At 72.6% G+C, this 15,349-nt stretch carries 14 protein-coding genes; 8 read left to right on the top strand and 6 right to left on the bottom strand.

Annotated elements, in window-relative coordinates; all coding sequences use genetic code 11:
• Nucleotides 1-164: 164 nt before the first annotated feature.
• Nucleotides 165-902 carry a winged helix-turn-helix transcriptional regulator gene (locus tag HNR21_RS18310; protein ID WP_182706135.1) on the bottom strand — a complete coding sequence of 246 codons (738 nt, stop codon included), beginning with the start codon at nucleotides 900-902 and terminating at the stop codon, nucleotides 165-167.
• 389 nt (nucleotides 903-1,291) lie between these two features.
• Between HNR21_RS18310 and HNR21_RS18305 the strand changes: the two genes are divergently transcribed.
• Complete coding sequence (locus tag HNR21_RS18305; protein WP_182706134.1) at nucleotides 1,292-2,104, top strand: SDR family NAD(P)-dependent oxidoreductase; 813 nt, start codon at nucleotides 1,292-1,294, stop codon at nucleotides 2,102-2,104.
• 220 nt (nucleotides 2,105-2,324) lie between these two features.
• Here the strand turns inward: HNR21_RS18305 and HNR21_RS18300 are convergent, their stop codons facing one another.
• Nucleotides 2,325-4,391 carry an N-6 DNA methylase gene (locus tag HNR21_RS18300; protein WP_246442234.1) on the bottom strand — a complete coding sequence of 689 codons (2,067 nt, stop codon included), beginning with the start codon at nucleotides 4,389-4,391 and terminating at the stop codon, nucleotides 2,325-2,327.
• A 300-nt stretch (nucleotides 4,392-4,691) separates the two neighbouring features.
• On the bottom strand, nucleotides 4,692-5,480 hold the full coding sequence (locus HNR21_RS18295; RefSeq protein WP_182706133.1) for a hypothetical protein: 789 nt from the start codon (nucleotides 5,478-5,480) through the stop codon (nucleotides 4,692-4,694).
• A gap of 594 nt (nucleotides 5,481-6,074) precedes the next feature.
• On the opposite strand from HNR21_RS18295, the gene HNR21_RS18290 reads away from it, so the two are divergent.
• The 4 genes from HNR21_RS18290 (at nucleotide 6,075) to HNR21_RS18275 (ending at nucleotide 10,523) form a co-directional block, all read left to right on the top strand.
• The gene (locus HNR21_RS18290) at nucleotides 6,075-7,235 is read left to right on the top strand and encodes an alkaline phosphatase PhoX (protein ID WP_119731032.1); all 1,161 of its coding nucleotides are present in this window, start codon (nucleotides 6,075-6,077) and stop codon (nucleotides 7,233-7,235) included.
• Nucleotides 7,236-7,351: 116 nt separating this feature from the next.
• Nucleotides 7,352-7,885 carry a hypothetical protein gene (locus HNR21_RS18285; protein WP_119731033.1) on the top strand — a complete coding sequence of 178 codons (534 nt, stop codon included), beginning with the start codon at nucleotides 7,352-7,354 and terminating at the stop codon, nucleotides 7,883-7,885.
• Nucleotides 7,886-8,083: 198 nt separating this feature from the next.
• A complete protein-coding gene (locus HNR21_RS18280) occupies nucleotides 8,084-9,358 on the top strand; it encodes a hypothetical protein (protein ID WP_182706132.1) in 1,275 nt (424 codons plus the stop codon).
• 40 nt (nucleotides 9,359-9,398) lie between these two features.
• Nucleotides 9,399-10,523 (top strand): NUDIX domain-containing protein, encoded by a 1,125-nt coding sequence (locus HNR21_RS18275; RefSeq protein WP_182706131.1) that lies wholly within the window; start codon nucleotides 9,399-9,401, stop codon nucleotides 10,521-10,523.
• Between the two features lie 45 nt (nucleotides 10,524-10,568).
• On the opposite strand, the gene HNR21_RS18270 is transcribed toward HNR21_RS18275, so the two are convergent.
• Nucleotides 10,569-11,390 carry a PIG-L family deacetylase gene (locus HNR21_RS18270; RefSeq protein WP_182706130.1) on the bottom strand — a complete coding sequence of 274 codons (822 nt, stop codon included), beginning with the start codon at nucleotides 11,388-11,390 and terminating at the stop codon, nucleotides 10,569-10,571.
• A 67-nt stretch (nucleotides 11,391-11,457) separates the two neighbouring features.
• A complete protein-coding gene (locus HNR21_RS18265) occupies nucleotides 11,458-12,336 on the bottom strand; it encodes a class II glutamine amidotransferase (RefSeq protein ID WP_119731037.1) in 879 nt (292 codons plus the stop codon).
• Between the two features lie 192 nt (nucleotides 12,337-12,528).
• On the opposite strand from HNR21_RS18265, the gene HNR21_RS18260 reads away from it, so the two are divergent.
• Genes HNR21_RS18260 through HNR21_RS18250 form a run of 3 tightly spaced genes read left to right on the top strand, consistent with a single transcriptional unit; the run spans nucleotide 12,529 to nucleotide 14,306 of the window.
• Complete coding sequence (locus tag HNR21_RS18260) at nucleotides 12,529-13,437, top strand: SPFH domain-containing protein (RefSeq protein WP_182706129.1); 909 nt, start codon at nucleotides 12,529-12,531, stop codon at nucleotides 13,435-13,437.
• Nucleotides 13,438-13,446: 9 nt separating this feature from the next.
• Nucleotides 13,447-13,686, top strand: coding sequence for a type II toxin-antitoxin system antitoxin (locus HNR21_RS18255; RefSeq protein WP_119731039.1), 240 nt, complete (start codon nucleotides 13,447-13,449; stop codon nucleotides 13,684-13,686).
• Between the two features lie 2 nt (nucleotides 13,687-13,688).
• Nucleotides 13,689-14,306: a GOLPH3/VPS74 family protein gene (locus tag HNR21_RS18250; RefSeq protein ID WP_119731040.1), complete on the top strand. Its 618-nt coding sequence runs from the start codon at nucleotides 13,689-13,691 to the stop codon at nucleotides 14,304-14,306.
• A 21-nt stretch (nucleotides 14,307-14,327) separates the two neighbouring features.
• Here the strand turns inward: HNR21_RS18250 and HNR21_RS18245 are convergent, their stop codons facing one another.
• Nucleotides 14,328-15,317: an AurF N-oxygenase family protein gene (locus HNR21_RS18245; RefSeq protein WP_182706128.1), complete on the bottom strand. Its 990-nt coding sequence runs from the start codon at nucleotides 15,315-15,317 to the stop codon at nucleotides 14,328-14,330.
• Nucleotides 15,318-15,349 lie beyond the last annotated feature (32 nt).

Raw genomic sequence — 15,349 nt, 5'->3', positions numbered from 1 at the left:
CCTGATCAGCCGTTGACCCCGGTGGAGCGTGCGCACGTGAAGGACTCGAGAACGAAATTTGTCGGCTGCGGATGGGGAATGAACTCCTGGAAAGACCCGCCTGACCAACGGGAAGATCCTCGATGCCGGCCGGCGTGGACGCCTGGGGCGAGTTCCCCGAACTTCTACGCACCGTCACCGGACTGGAGATCCACCGGGTGCGGGGACCGGTCACCTCTGAACGGCGCTTCCTGGGAGGCGGTCGTCTGATCGCCGGAGGGCCACGGGTCGGCGACCGCGTGCAGCAGCCGATCGACGACCGACAGATCTCCCACGACGGCCACACTGCCGTCGGCGCATGCGGTTGCGAGTTCGGCCGGATCGGCCAGCAGGGCGCTGAGCGTCTTGGGCTCCGTACGGAGCGAGACGGCCGCCGTCGCAGGTTCACCGGGCCGCACCTGAACCCGTCCGGACTCCAGGCGGACCGTCCACACCCGGCCGTCGAGCTCGAGACGGCACGTCGTCGGCGGCGCCGCGGGGTCGGGGCGAGCGGCGCGTTGCAGAAAGAGCAGCACGGAGGTGGCGCTGAGCGCGGTCGGCGGCGGGGGTTGCGGGGCGTCGACGCCCCAGTCGCCCAGAGCCAGCAGGATCGGTTCCAGCTTCCGGCCCCATTCGGTCAGTTCGTAGACCCGCGGGCCTTCCCCCGACGCCGGTCCACGGCGGATCACCCCGTTGTGCTCGAGTTCTCGGAGCCGGTCCGCGAGCAGGTTCGAGCTGACGCGGGGAAGAGCATGCCGCAGCTCTGAGAAGCGTTGAGGCGCCAGGAGCAGCTCGCGGACGACCAGCAGGGCCCATCGCTCCCCGACGACGTCGAGGGCCCGGGCGATCCCACATGAGTCCCGATAGCTACGGCTGGTCGGCATGACCGCCCTCCTCCTCCAACTGATCCGAAACTACCACAGCCCTTGATTGTTAATTGCAACCAAGCATAGTTGACTTTTACAACCAAACGCGGTTACCGTCGCTCGACCAGCCGTCCCGGACCCAGGACGGCGATGAGGGCGCTCGACGCGGGCCGCCCGGCGCACGGGGAGGACGGATCATGGGGCGGCCACATGTCCACGCCGAGATCACCGGACCCATCCGGCGACCCTCGGCGGCCCGATCATTGCGGTGATCTCCATCCCGGTCGCCTGGACCGCCGGCTTCCCGAAGCCTCCGGTGATCGCGGACGCGACAGAGCCCGCAGCGGCGACGGACGTGCCCCCCGAGCCTGCGTAACCAAAGAAAATCAATCACCTGGAGGACGCACATGAGCGGCTTGCTGCTGGAGAACAGGAACGCTGTGATCTATGGGGGCGGGGGTGCCCTCGGCGGAGCCATCGCACGGGTGTTCGCCCGGGAAGGCGCGAAGGTCTTCATCGCCGGGCGGACGCAGGCGAAGCTCGACGCCGTGGCGCGCGACATCGCCGCCGCGGGCGGAACGGCCGAGACCGCGCAGGTCGACGTTCTCGATCAACAGGCGGTCGAAAAGCACGCCGATGCGATCGCGGCGACGGCCGGCGGCATCGACATCGCCCTCAACGCCGTGAGCGTCATGCACGACCAGGGGACTTTGCTGGCGGACCTCTCGCTGGAGGAGTTCATGCGGCCGATCGACGGTTTTCTGCGGGCGCTGTTCATCACGAGCAAGGCCGTGGCGCGGCACATGGGCCGCGAGCGTCCCGGCGTCATCCTGACGCTGTCCGAGCCGGGCGCCAAACTGGCCGTGGGCGGCATCTTGGGGCACGGCGTGAGCTCGGCCGGCAAGGAGGCGTTCTCGCGCCTTCTGGCCGCGGAGCTGGCACCCGGCAACATCCGGGTCGTCGACATCCGTCCACACGCCGTCATCGATGCGCCGGCGGCCGGTTCCTACACCAAGGACCTCTTCGAACAGTCCGCGGCAGCGGCCGGGCAGTCGGTCCAGGAATTCCTCGAGGCCGGGGGGATGGTGCAGGGGACGCTTCTGAAAAGGCTGCCCACGCTCTCCGAGATAGCGGAGACGGCCGCGTTCCTGGCTTCGGATCGCGCCGGAGCCATGACCGGAACAGTTGTCAACCTGTCCGGCGGCGCGCTTGTGGACTGAGTTTCGTCCGAGGCGCGAACGCAGTTGAAAGGAGATCACCAACGCCGCCGGGCCATTCCGAGTGACGCGGGGTGACGGTGTGCGGCCGAGCCGGGGCGGGGTCTGCGGCACGCCGTATCGATTGCGGTGAAACGAGAAGACGCAGAACCCGCATGAAGGTGGTCCTTCCACAGATCAGCTTCATGTGGCGGTCGCCCACGGCCCGACCGGGTCGGGGCGGTCAGGCGGACGGGTGGAGGCTGGCGTCCACCAGGCCGTCGGTGATGAGGGCGGCCAGGGCGGTGCCCTGGTGGAAGGCGCGGTGCAGGGTGGTGCGGAACTCCTCCAAGCGGCGGAAGACCTCGCCGTAGCGGTGCTGGTCGGAGAGGGGGAGCAGGGGGAGTTCGGCGCGGCGGGCGTCGATGCGGTAGGTGGAGGACAGCACCGAGTAGTGCTTGTGGTTGCGGGCGCCGCGGATCATCCCGGCCAGGAAGTGGGGATCGAGGCGGTCGGGGTCCGGGCGCAGCAGGATGAGGTGGCGGCCCAGCAGGGCGCCGTCCTCGGTGATCACGCGGGCCACGGGTTCGCGGGCGGTGGTGGGCACCACCACGTCGCCCGCGCGCACGGGGATGTGCTCGGTGAGGTCCGTCGCGTCCCCGCTCGGCGGGGCGCCGTTCGTCACGTCCCCGGTCGTGAGGACGGTCCGCCCGCCGGAGTCCGCGGGCCGTTCCGTCGCGGTGGGCGGGGCGGAGGGCTGCGCTGTCGCGGTGGCCGGCGGCCCCAGGATCTCGAGCATGCCCATGCGGGCCATCTCGGCGACCGTGACCAGGGGGCTGCCGAAGCCGTCCTGCGCCGGTCGCACCTCGGGCAGCAGGCCGCCCAGCTCCTCCAGGGCCCGTACGACCTCCGTGCGCAGCCCGGTGACCTGCTCGATCGCGGGCACCGCCGGGGGCCGGGTGACATGGCGGGCCGGCAGCAGGTCGACCTCCTCGTCGAGCAGGTCGATGATGCGGACGGCGCGGCCCAGACCGGGCCGGTCGAGGTCGGCCTCGGGGTCGGCGGAGAACCTGCGCCACAGCTCGGCGGCCGGTGCGGCGAAGTCCTCCTTGGCCTCGGAGGTGTCGATCATGAGGATCTGGCCGGGCGTCCGCTCGTCCGGCAGGGGACGGCGCAGCACCCAGACGGTGAGGGCGACCGCCATGTTGGGGACCGCCCCCTGGGGCAGGGAGATGACCGCGCGCAGGGCGCCGCGGCGCAGCAGCTGGGCGCGGATGCGGCGGCCGGCGCGGCGGCCCGCGGCGGCGGGCGGCATCACGACCAGCGCCAGGCCCCCGGGCCGGCAGTGCGCCAGCGCGTGCTGGACCCAGGCGAGCTCGGACTCGGTGCGCGGGGGCAGCCCGTACTGCCAGCGCGGGTCGGCCGACAGCTCGTCGTAGCCCCAGTTGCGGTCGTTGAACGGCGGGTTGACGACGACCAGGTCGGCCTGCACGTCCGCGAACCGGTCGTCGCGCAGCGAGTCGCCCTCCTCGATCCGCGCGTCCGCGCCGCGCAGGGCCAGCCGCAGGGCGGTCAGCCGGGCCACCGTCTCGTCGCAGTCCTGCCCGAGCACGCCGGCCGGCGGCCGGCGGCGCTCCAGCATGCCGATCAGCAGCGCCCCCGAACCGCAGGCCGGGTCGAAGACAGTGCGCACGTCGGGTCCGGCCAGCTTCTCCAGCAGGGCGACCACCTCGGCGGGGGTCTCGTACATCCGCCGTTTGTGCAGGTCCAGATAGCGTTCGCGGAGGAACTCGAACGCGCCGAGGGCGCCGCGCCGGTCCGCCAGCGTGGCCAGGCGCCGGATCAGGGACGCGTACTCGGCGGACACGACCGCCGGGAACACCATGCCGCCGGGCAGCCCCGCGACCGCCTCGTTCACCGCGCACGGCAGCCGTTCGACCAGCTCGGCGTCGGTGCCCGCGGCCAGCTCCCGCCAGGTGCCGTGATCGCGCCGCAGGAACAGCAGGAACGCGCCGACATGGCCGAGCGCGTCGGCGAGCTTGACGTCGTCGACGGTCTGCCGGAGCTCCTGCCAGATGTGCTCGTCGTCGGCGGACTCCTTCAGCTTGCCCTGCGCCGCCAGCCAGTCGCGCACCTGCCGCAACGAGAACGCCGGGCTGGTGGCGGTGCCGCCCACCGGCTCGGGGAAGTCGTCGTGCCGCTTGCGCCAGTTGCTCACCGCGGCCCGGCCCACCCCGGCGAGCCGGGCGATGTCGGCGGCGGTGATCGTCGCGTCCTGCGGCATGGCGAGCTCCCCGAAGTCATGCGTCATCGCCGGAAGTGACGGCGCTGAGGCCATTGAGCCTACTGGAGTGGGCCCTTCAACCGGACAACGACCCCGTTGTTGATGCACTTCACAATACGAACGATTCCACCGGCAGGCTCAACTCCGCCGGCACACTCTTCCGAAGATGAGCCGAGGGAGGAGTTTGTTAATGGAAGAGCACCATGCCGCCCCGGCCGATGATTCTTCAACCACTTCCCCTACATCCTTCCTCGGACCACCCCAAGTCATCGACAAGACCAACGCGCCCCGCCGAAACCGAGGAACATCCGCCCCACCGCTCCCGGGTCATGTGGGGGGTGCGGTGCCCGCGGCGGTGAGGCGGGAGCGGGCGGCGGTGTGGGCTCGGAGGGCGCGGGAGAGTTCGGCGGTGTCGGGTGGGGCGGCGGTGGGGGTGTTCAGGTAGTCGGTGCAGTCGCGCAGCCAGTGGCGGATGGTCTGTTCGGTGCGGGCGGCCTCGCGGCGGTCGGCCTCCTGGGCCAGGCGCTCCCGCTCGGCGGCCACGGCGGCCAGCAGGTCCTCGTCGCCGGCGAGGGCGCGCACGTCGGCGAGCGGGTAACGGCCGAGCTGGTCGATCGGCAGGTCGCGCTGCCCGGCGATGCGGGTGAAGACCTCCTTGGTCCAGCCCAGGAGGGCGGCCGCGCCCTTGGCGCTGACGGTGTCGAAGCAGGGGCCCTTGCGCGCGGCGCCGATCTCGGTGACCCGGTCGGGGTCGAGGGCGTCGATGTCGTGGAGGGCGTACAGCGGACGGCCCTGGTAGCGGCCGGTCACCGGCAGTTCCCCGGAGACGACGAGGACTTCCACGTCGGCGGGCTCCACGTCGAGGCCGACGCGGACGGCGAGGCGTTCGGCGGCCTTGACGGCTCCGATCGGCGGGTCCTCGCCGAGGACGGAACGGATGTGCGCGGCGCGGGGCGGCAGGTCCGCGGCCGCGGCGGCCGACCAGCGGCCGTCCTCGCCGTCGGGCGGCGGGACCAGTCCCCGTTCGACCGCCAGGCGCAACTGCCAGCGGGCCAGCTGCATCCTGGCCGCCAACTGCGCGAAGCCGTAGCCGGTGCGGGATGCGGTCTCGGTCATGGTGCTCGGTCCTTTCCGTGCGGGATTCACCGACCATCGTGGGCCCCTCGCGCCGGCACCAAAAGTGGAATGCCATTCTGTGGACAAGCGTCCGGCAACCGCGAAACGCCCCGCCGCGCGAGGCCGTCGCGGGCATCGGCATCCGGCCGCCGTTCCCGCCTCGCAGAGGCCGCCTGCAAGGTCAATTCCCCTGGACGACACAGTCGCCTCACCGGCGTCGCCGCGACCGCTCGCCCTGGTCGCCTCACCGGTCGCAGGTCATGCCACCTGCCGGCGCCGTGCCCGGCATCGTGCCCGCAAGGCGGCGGTCTCGCCTTGCCGCGACGGGCCGTGCACATCCAGCGTTAAATGACGTTGAGGCCCCACCGAAAACCGTACAGCCCGTTCCCCCAAAGGTGCGGAGAAAGCGAACGAAGCCGGTTTCAGACACCACCGGGGAGTTGACCCGCAGGAATATGGGACAGCAAAAGGGAGAACGGCAACATGCGGGTCATCGAGCGTTCATCAGGTGGGCGGCGGGGCGTTCGCCGTGCCTTCTTACAGTCGGCGGAGCCGCGGCACCGGATCGTTCTCGCACCCCCAGGAGACATCTCGATGGAACGCCGTACCTTCCTGCGCGCCTCGATCGCCGGGGCCGGAGCCGTCGCCTTCTCCGGAAGCCTGTGGCAGGGCGCCGCGCTCGCCGCCCCCGCCCAGAACGCCCCCAGCCCCTACGGCCCCCTGCAGCCCGCGGACGCCAACGGGATCCAGTTGCCGGCCGGGTTCACCAGCCAGGTCGTGGCACGGTCCGGGCAGGTCGTCCCCGGAACGTCGTACACCTGGCACAGCGCCCCTGACGGCGGGGCCTGCTTCGCCGACGGCACCGGCTGGATCTACGTGTCCAACTCGGAGATGGGCAGCGGGGCCGGAGGCGCGTCGGCCATCCGGTTCAACTCCAGCGGCGCCGTCACCTCGGCGTACCGGATCCTGGGCGGCACCAACCGCAACTGCGCCGGCGGCGCCACCCCGTGGAACACCTGGCTGTCGTGCGAGGAGGTCAACGACGGGCGGGTGTGGGAGACCTATCCGTTCGGCGGGACGGCGGTGGTCCGCCCGGCGATGGGGCGGTTCAACCACGAGGCGGCGGCCGCGGACCCGGTGCGGCGCGTCATCTACATGACCGAGGACGTCAGCGACGGCTGCTTCTACCGGTTCGTGCCCACCACCTGGGGCGACCTGTCCTCGGGGACCCTGCAGGTGCTGCGCGCCGGAACGGGGACCTCGGGGTCGTTCACCTGGGCGACGGTGCCGGACCCGGACGGGTCGCCGACCGCCACGCGCAACCAGGTGTCGGGGGCCAAGCGGTTCAACGGGGGCGAGGGCTGCTACTACGCCAACGACACGGTGTGGTTCACCACCAAGGGCGACAACCGGGTCTGGCAGGTGAACCTCGCCTCCGGCACCTACGAGCTGGCCTACGACGACAGCCTGGTCAGCCCGGGGACGCCGCCGCTGACCGGGGTGGACAACGTGACCGGCTCCCGCTCCGGGGACCTGTACGTGGCCGAGGACGGCGGGAACATGGAGATCTGCATGATCACCCCGGACGACAGGATCTCGGTGTTCCTGCGGATCAACGGGCAGAGCGGGTCGGAGATCTGCGGCCCGGCGTTCAACCCCGCGGGCAACCGGCTGTACTTCTCCTCCCAGCGCGGCACCACGGGCTCCTCGTCCGGGGGCATCACCTACTGCGTCACCGGGCCGTTCCGTACCTGAGCGGTCGCCGGGTGACGGCGCCGTCATGAACGCGGTCTCCCGGCGACAGGCGTACGGCCGCGCGCACCGGTCCGGGCGCGCGGCCGTCCCCCGCACGCGGATCTAGACTGCAGGGCATGCGACGGCTGTCCAGCACCGTGGTCGTCATCGCCGGTGAGGGCGCGAAGGACGTGATCTCCGGGCTCGACGGCCTGCACAACGTACGGGCCCTGGCACGCGGGGAGCGCACGCCGGCCGAGTTCACCGACCACATCACCCGGACGACCGCGACGTACGTGGTGCACGACGCGGATCCGCTGGCCGACGTCGGCGAGGCGTGGGCGGACTTCTTCGACGGCGCCGGAGTCACCGGGACGCTGGAGACGGTCATCGAGCAGACCCTGGCGGACCTGCGCGCCGAACGCCTGCTGCTCCCCGACTACTACGTGGTCCTCGATCCGGAGAACATGCCCCCGACCCGCCGCCACTGGTGGCTCGGTGTGCTGGCCGGCGCCGCCCCCGCCCGCGTGGTCCCCGCCCACGCCTCCATCGCCCAGGTGGCCGGCACCCTCGCCCATCTGTCGGCCGGCCGCTGGTGGCCGGCCGACCTGGAAGGCTGGCTCCGCGCCCTTCCCCGGGTGGTCCCCGACCGCGCAGGGCTTCCCGCCTGACCCGCCGTTTCCACGTCCAAGGCTCGCGTCCCGCCCCACGCTCACCGGCGTGGAGGCCGGACTTTGTGGGGCGCGGCACCCGAAGAGGGTGCGGCGTGGCGGGGTGGTCGCTGGGAGTAATCCAAGTGAGGGTTCCGAGCGTCTCATGGTGTGTACGATCAGCGCTCTCACGGTTACTTGTCGCCACCACAGGGAATGATGAACCGTCTCATCGCAGATGCCACAGGCACCGGGTGGATCCGCCGCGCCCTCGGGTGGGGATGCGGGTCGCTGGTGTTCGCGGTGCTGGCCGCCGCCCTTGTGCTCGTCCACGTCCGGCCCGCCCATGCCGATCCCCGTCAGGAACGGGAGCACCGGCCGCACAGGTGCGAGGAGTTCGGGCGGATGTTCGGCCCCCGGGCCGAGGAGGCGTGCCTGGAGGTCTGGCGTTCGCCGCAGCGCGACTCGTGGGACGACCGGCGTTACGGGCCCGACTACCGGCGCCGGGGACGGCTCCCGCGCGAGTGGTGGCCGCCGCAGCGCGGGATGCCGCAGCCCGGCGACGTTCCGCAGGACCGTGACGAGGGCGCCGTGACCGTACCGGCCGCACCGGCCGCACCGGCCGCGCCGGAGCCGCCCCGGACCCAGCGGCCGAAGCGGATCCCGCGGCCTGCGCCGTCGCACACCGTCCCGCCGCCGAGACCGCAGGGCACGCCGAGCGTTCCGGCGCCGCCCCGGGCGATCGTCGAGAAGGCGCCGCTGACGCTTCCGCCGATGCCGCTGCTGGGTCTGCTGATGCTGCTGCTCCCGGTGGCGGCGATCGGGCTGACGGTCCGGCAGCGGACGCTGGCCGCGGCGTCCGGGAGCGGGACGCTGACGCTTCCGCCGCTGCCCGCGCCGGTCGCCCCGGTCTCCTACACGAAGGTGCCCGACCCGTTCGCCGTCCCGGTGCTGGCGCTCAGCGGGCAGGGGGTCACCGGCGCCGTCCGGATGATCACGTTGGCGACTTTGGAACGGGCCAGCGAACCGGTGCTGGTCGTGCTGCCCCGGGCCGACGCGACGGTGCTGTTCGGGCTGGCCGAGGACGAACTGCTGGACGAGCCCCTCGACCGGCTCTTCCTGCCCGGCACGCTGGACGCCGCGCTCGCCTACCTGGAGACCGAGCTGAGCATCCGTGACAACTCCGCGCCGACGGGACGGGAGCCCCGGCTGCTGCTGGTCGCCGACTGCGAGCGGGAGACCGGCCGCGTCAAGGCGCTGCTCGCCCGCCATCCGGGGGCGTTCTCTGCGATCCTGCTCGGCGACTGGCCGGACGACCAGGTCACCGTGGCCGAGGACGGCACCGTCCGGATGCCGCCCGCGCTGGCGGGCCGGCTGCCCGTCCGGTTCCCCACCATGTCCCGGGCGCAGGCCCGGCACCGTCTCGACGCGCTGGTCAGGCAGGCCCGCCGCAAGTCCCGGGCCGTCCGGCACAGGCGCCGCCCGCGCCGCTGAACCGGACGCGAACGTCCCCTCCGGTGGCTAGCGTGGGGCCATGAACAGTGTCGGCAGGGTGCGCGGGTCGCTGGGCCGGGCGCTGACGGAGGTCGCCGCCGAATGCGCCGCGCAGGACGAGACCCGGGGCGTGCAGGACCTCCCGGACGGCACCGGGGACGCCTGGCGGCGGCAGGCCGAAACGGCCCGGCGGGACCGTGCGGCCGCGGCCTCCGAGGGCGGGCCGACCTGGCGGCACGTCCTGCTCGAGGCGGTCTTCGCGGCGCTCGCCGAGCGGGACCCGCAGCGGCTGCGGGCCGAGCTGGTCCAGGTCGCCGCGGTCGCCGCGCAGTGGATGCAGGCGCTGGAACGGCGCGGCGGGACGGTGCCCGGGTCCCGGTCACGGCGCGGCGGGCCGATGGAGAAGCTGGTCCGGGACCGGATCCCGGAGATCATCGAGTCCGCCGGGGGCCGTCCGGACGTACGGGTCGCCGCGGACGGCGAGTACCGGGCGTTCCTGCGGGCCAAGCTGCTGGAGGAGACCGGCGAGTACGCGGCGGCCGACGACCCGGAGGAGCTCGCCGACGTCCTGGAGGTCGTGTACGCGCTGGCCGCCGCGCACGGCGTGCCGGCCGGCGAGCTGGACCGGATGCGCCGGGCCAAGGCCGCCGAACGGGGCGGGTTCGACCGCCGGCTGGTGCTGCGCCGGCCGCGGCCGCGGGACGAGGAGCCCGTGCACCCGCAGCGGCACGCGGTACGCGCGCTGATCCTCGACGAGAACGACGACCTGGTGCTGTTCCGCCGGACCAAGCCGGGCCGGGAGCCCTACTTCTCGACGCCGGGCGGCAAGGTCGAGCCGGAGGACTCCGATCCCGAGGCGGCCCTGCGCCGTGAGCTGGACGAGGAGCTCGGGGCCACGGCGGGCCCGCTCCGCCAGGTCTTCTCCTACTTCGAGCAGGGCCTGGGCCTGCACTACCTGAGCACGTTCTACGTCTGCCGCCTGATCTCGCTGGACCTGTCGCGACGCCACGGCCCCGAGTTCGACGACCCCGCCAAGGGCGGCTACGACGTCGTCCGCGTCCCCTGCACTCCCGAGGCGCTGGCGGCCATCGACCTCTTCCCCGCCCCGCTGGCCGCCTACCTGCAGGCCCACGCCCAGGACCTGCCCTCCCTCCTCCCGCGCTGACGCGCCCCACGACCCGGCGGGTGCGGGACGCGGGTCGGACGCGGGTCAGCGGAGGCCGGCGAAGAGGTCGGTCTCGGGGGTGGGCGGCTGGACGCGGGAGGTGGGGTGGCGGATGAAGTGCTCGGTGCCGAAGACCAGGAGCTGCACCTCCTCGGGCAGGCGCAGCAGGAAGATGCTGTCGCCCTGGCTGGCGTGGGCCTGCAGGGCCTTGCGCTTGCGGTCGGCGTAGGCGCCGACGTCGACGGTGGTGGTGATCTGGTCGGCGGGGACGCCGAAGTCGTCGGGGAGCTCCTCGTCGCCGCCGAGGTCGATGCCCAGCTCGCGGGCCTGGGCGAACATCTCCCGGACGCCCTCGCGGGGGACGGCGGTGTAGTACAGCTTGTCGGGGATGCCGGTCAGCTCGGCCGCCGCCATCGTGATGCGGTGGGCCTGGATGTGGTCGGGGTGGCCGTAGCCGCCGCGCTCGTCGTAGGTGACGACGACCTGCGGGCGGTACCGCTCCATGAGTCCGGCCAGGCGGCGGGCGGCCTCGTCGACCGGGACGTTGGCGAACGCGTCGGGGGCGTGGTTGGCCTCCCAGCCCTCCATCCCCGAGTCGCGGTAGCCGAGCAGCTCGACGTGCCCGATGTCCAGATGGACGGCCGAGTCGCGCAGCTCGGCGAGCCGGCGGCGGCGCACCGCCTCCTCGTCGTGGCCGGGCTCGCCGGGCTTGACCCCGCCCGGCCCGTCCCCCTGCTCGCCGTTGGTGCAGGTCACCAGGACGGTGCGGATCCCCTCCTCGGCGTGGCGGGCCAGCACGCCGCCGGTGCCGAGCACCTCGTCGTCCGGATGGGCGTGCACCGCCATCAAGGTCAGCTCGCGTTCCATGGCTCCCCGATCTACGAGACGTCGACCCGACACTATCCGGCGGAGGTGACATTTCCCGGGAGACCGGTCAGACCGCGTGCTCCTGGGAGGCGGCCTCGGCGGCGGTCAGGTCGGCCTCGGTGAGCTGGTGGCGCGGCCGGTCGAACGGGAACAGCGACTCCTCCTTGAGCCCGTCGATGACCAGCAGCTCCCCCGGCTCCAGCAGCCGCCAGCCCGGGTCGTCGTCCATCGGCTCGCTGGCGACGACGTACGCCGGCACCGACGGGCCGCCCACCGTGCTCAGATCGACCGACCCGGGCTCGTGCGGCGAGGCCAGGTGGCGTACGGCGCCGTGCGATCCGCCCACGTCCGCGCCCTTGGGCGGCAGCGCCCACAGCTCGTTGGACTCCGGGTAGCGCAGCGCCCAGATCTTGTTGGCCTCGGCCAGCAGGAGGTTGACCGAGTACAGGGGCAGCGAGTCGGCGATGCGGCGGATCGCCTCGATCAGCCCGGTGGTGGTGTCGCCGTGCCGGCGGATCTCGGCGGTGATGTAGGCGAAGACCCGTTCGGAGTCGGTCTGCCCCTCGATCAGCGCCCGGTCCACGTCGGTCAGCCAGGTGTCCAGCACATCCAGGCCCTTGACCACGCCGTTGTGCGCGAACAGCCGGTCGTACATGTCGAACGGGTGGCAGTTGTGCACGTTGACCGCGCCGGTGGAGGCGTACCGGATGTGCGACACGAACGTGTGCGACACGATGTGCCGGGCGGCGCGGGCGAAGTCGGTGTTCTCGTAGGCGGGCAGCGGCGCCCGGTCGCGCACCGGCTCGTCGCCCAGCGAGAACCAGCCCAGCCCGACGCCGTGCGGCATCCGGCGGCTCTGCTCGGCCAGGCTCTGCGGCGCGTCCAGCAGCCAGAACGCCGCCTCGACCCGCGGCCCTCCGGTGGTCATCCCGAACAGTCGGCACATGTTCTCACCCTGCCATCCGCACCGTGATGCTCGTACCCCGCCGGGAGGAACCACCGATGTGACGTCGATCGGCGATCGATCAGGACGAACCCCTCCTTCCAGACGCCTGTCCCAGCAACATGCCCAGGAGGGCGGCGCGCAAAAGTGATATCACTTTGCTAGTCTGGTGCCATACATCAGAGGAGGACCCCGATGACGGTGACCGACACCCCCATCCCCGCCCCGCCGATCGCCGAGCGCCCCGCCCGGGACCGCAACGGCTGGACCATGCTGGTGATCTCGCTGCTGCTGATCGTCGGCGGCGCGGCGGCGGCCGCCGCCGCGCTCCCCCTGCTCGGCACGGCGGGCGTTCCGCTGCTGGTGGCCGCCTGCCTGGTGGTCGTCGCCGGGCTGTTCCTGGGCGCCGGGCTGACGTTCGTGGCCCCGAACGAGGCCCGGGTGCTGCAGCTGCTCGGCGCCTCCTACAGCGGCACGGTCCGCAACGACGGGCTGCGCTGGGTCAACCCGCTGACCGAACGGCGCCGCATCTCCACCCGGATCCGCAACCACGAGACCGGCCTGGCCAAGGTCAACGACCTGGACGGCAACCCGATCGAGATCTCCGCGGTGGTGGTCTGGCAGGTCGAGGACACCGCCCGGGCCTGCTTCGCGGTGGACGACTACGTGGAGTTCGTGGCCTTCCAGGCCGAGGCCGCGGTCCGGCACATCGCCGGCAGCTTCCCCTACGACTCGGCCGAGACGCTGTCGCTGCGGGAGAACGCCGACGAGATCACCGCCAAGCTGTCGGAGGAGATCGAGGCCCGGGTCGCCTCCGCCGGGGTGCGGATCATCGAGTCGCGGATCAACCGGCTGGCCTACGCTCCGGAGATCGCCCAGGCGATGCTGCGCCGCCAGCAGGCCGGCGCGGTGGTGGCCGCCCGCCAGCGCATCGTGGAGGGGGCGGTCGGCATGGTGGAGCTGGCGCTCGCCAGACTGGAGGAGGACGACGTCGTGGACCTCGACGAGGAGCGCAAGGCGGCGATGGTGAGCAACCTGCTGGTCGTGCTGTGCGCCGACCGCGACGCCCAGCCGGTGGTCAACACCGGAACCCTCTACCAGTGACGCGGACCATTGCCCAGGGAACGCAAGAAGCTCCTGCTGCGGCTGGATCCGGCCGTGCACGACGCGCTGGCGCGCTGGGCCGGGGACGAGCTGCGCAGCACCAACGCGCAGATCGAGTTCCTGCTGCGCAAGGCCCTGCAGGAGGCCGGGCGGATGCCCCGGGACGCCGGCCGGATGCGGCGGCCGGGCCGCCCGGCCAGGAACGAGACCGACGACGGGGACGTCCCCGGGGGCGAGGACGAGGAGTAGCGATGGTCAAGGTGCCCGACTCGCTGCCGTGCAGGGTCTACCTGCTGGCCTACGACATCAAGCGCGGCCGGCTGACGGCCCGCGGCCGGCTGGGCCCGCTGCTGCGCGCCGCCGCGCTGACCGAGCTCTACCTGGACGGCAGGCTGGTCGGCGAGCGGCGGCCGCAGCTCGGCACCCCCGGCGACGACCCGTACGGGCTGCTGGCGCAGATCGGCGCCTCCCGCCCCCGCCGCTGGCAGTACTGGGTGGGCAAGGACAAGCGGGCGATGGTCCGCGCGGTGCAGGCCGAACTGGAGGCCGAGGGCTACATCCGGGTGCGCTCCCGCCGCCTGCTGGGGCTGATCCCCGTCCAACAGGTGGAGATCCGCGACCCGCGGGTGGTCAAGGACCTGTGGGGGCGCGCGTCGTCGGCGCTGCGGGGCAGGCCGGTGGCGCACGTCAACAGCTACGACGCGGCGACGCTGGCGCTGGCGGCGGCGGGCGGGCTGCACACCGTGATCACCCGCGGCGAGCGGCGCCGCCACCGCAAGCGCATCGCCGCCCTCACCGCCCGTTCCGGCCCGGCCGTGCCCGCGCTGCGCAAGGCCCTGGACGCCGAGGCGGCGGCCGCCGCGGGGTGAGGGTCGTCCCGGACCGACGGGTCAGAAGATCCGCGGCGGCTCGTCGGGCAGCAGCCCGGCGCGCCGCCAGATCCGCCGGGCCGGGCCGTCCAGCAGCCCCACATCGTCGAAGAAGCGGGCGCAGCGGCGCATCGACCAGGCCCAGACGGCGCGGCGGTGCGGACTGGCGGCGGCGGCCCGGCGGGCCTCCCCGGGATCCAGCCCGACCGCCGCGTACGCCGACGGGTGGACGACCATGCGGGGGATCCACGAGGTGAACCGGGCGACGCCCGCCGCGGCGAGCCTGCGCCGGGTCGCCGAGGAGGCGGCGACGGCGCGCTTGAGCTCCTCGCGGGCGTACCTGATGTGCCGGGCCTCCTCGATCACGTGGATCCGGGAGACCTGCCGGACCAGCGGCTGGATCTCCTCGTCGGCCATGCTGACCCGCTGCAGCGAGTCGGTGAACTCCTCCACCACCAGCGTTCCGGCGAACATCTGCACCGGCAGGTACGGCGCCCCGGAGGCGATCTTGCCGAGGTGGTAGGCGACCGGGACCGGGCGGTGGGTGCGCAGCCCGAAGGCGCGGACCATCCGGCCGAACATCACCGAGTGCCGGCACTCGTCGGCCAGTTCGGTGAGCGCGTAGGCGGTGTGCCGGCTGTCGTAGGGGAACCGGTAGGCGGTCTTGAGCAGGATGTTCATCAGCAGCAGCTCGGACCAGACGCCGAACGAGGCGATCTCGGCGACCTCCCGCTTGGACAGCTCGACCCGCTGCCGGTGGGTCATCCGGTCCCACAGCGGCGTCTCGTACAGCGACACCATCGGCGGCGGCATGTAGAACACGTCCGGGTCCTGGGGGGCGTCCCAGTCCACGTCCACGTCCGGGTCGAACGAGTGCTTACGGGAGATCTCGATCAGCCGTTCGGCGACCGGTTCCCGTTCGGTGAGCGCGATGGTGTGGTCGCCGTCCCGGCAGCGGACCACCGCGGTCCGGTGCGCGCGGCCGGTTCCGGGCGCCGCCTGGATGCTCATGACCCTCCTTCGCTTACGCCGTAAGTCGCTTG

Source organism: Thermomonospora cellulosilytica, assembly GCF_014138835.1.
Taxonomy (GTDB): Bacteria; Actinomycetota; Actinomycetes; order Streptosporangiales; family Streptosporangiaceae; genus Thermomonospora; species Thermomonospora amylolytica.
Note: the sequence above shows the minus strand (reverse complement) of the source record. Positions and strands in the feature narration are given on the sequence as shown.

What these genes read in the sequence shown, in the direction of transcription:
- HNR21_RS18305 (WP_182706134.1), top strand. Translation starts at nt 1,292, where the DNA reads ATGAGCGGCTTGCTGCTGGAGAACAGGAACGCTGTGATCTATGGGGGC.
- HNR21_RS18250 (WP_119731040.1), top strand. Translation starts at nt 13,689, where the DNA reads ATGGTCAAGGTGCCCGACTCGCTGCCGTGCAGGGTCTACCTGCTGGCC.
- HNR21_RS18280 (WP_182706132.1), top strand. Translation starts at nt 8,084, where the DNA reads ATGAACCGTCTCATCGCAGATGCCACAGGCACCGGGTGGATCCGCCGC.
- HNR21_RS18285 (WP_119731033.1), top strand. Translation starts at nt 7,352, where the DNA reads ATGCGACGGCTGTCCAGCACCGTGGTCGTCATCGCCGGTGAGGGCGCG.
- HNR21_RS18295 (WP_182706133.1), bottom strand. Translation starts at nt 5,480, where the DNA reads ATGACCGAGACCGCATCCCGCACCGGCTACGGCTTCGCGCAGTTGGCG.
- HNR21_RS18275 (WP_182706131.1), top strand. Translation starts at nt 9,399, where the DNA reads ATGAACAGTGTCGGCAGGGTGCGCGGGTCGCTGGGCCGGGCGCTGACG.
- HNR21_RS18290 (WP_119731032.1), top strand. Translation starts at nt 6,075, where the DNA reads ATGGAACGCCGTACCTTCCTGCGCGCCTCGATCGCCGGGGCCGGAGCC.
- HNR21_RS18265 (WP_119731037.1), bottom strand. Translation starts at nt 12,336, where the DNA reads ATGTGCCGACTGTTCGGGATGACCACCGGAGGGCCGCGGGTCGAGGCG.
- HNR21_RS18310 (WP_182706135.1), bottom strand. Translation starts at nt 902, where the DNA reads ATGCCGACCAGCCGTAGCTATCGGGACTCATGTGGGATCGCCCGGGCC.
- HNR21_RS18270 (WP_182706130.1), bottom strand. Translation starts at nt 11,390, where the DNA reads ATGGAACGCGAGCTGACCTTGATGGCGGTGCACGCCCATCCGGACGAC.
- HNR21_RS18245 (WP_182706128.1), bottom strand. Translation starts at nt 15,317, where the DNA reads ATGAGCATCCAGGCGGCGCCCGGAACCGGCCGCGCGCACCGGACCGCG.
- HNR21_RS18300 (WP_246442234.1), bottom strand. Translation starts at nt 4,391, where the DNA reads ATGACGCATGACTTCGGGGAGCTCGCCATGCCGCAGGACGCGACGATC.
- HNR21_RS18260 (WP_182706129.1), top strand. Translation starts at nt 12,529, where the DNA reads ATGACGGTGACCGACACCCCCATCCCCGCCCCGCCGATCGCCGAGCGC.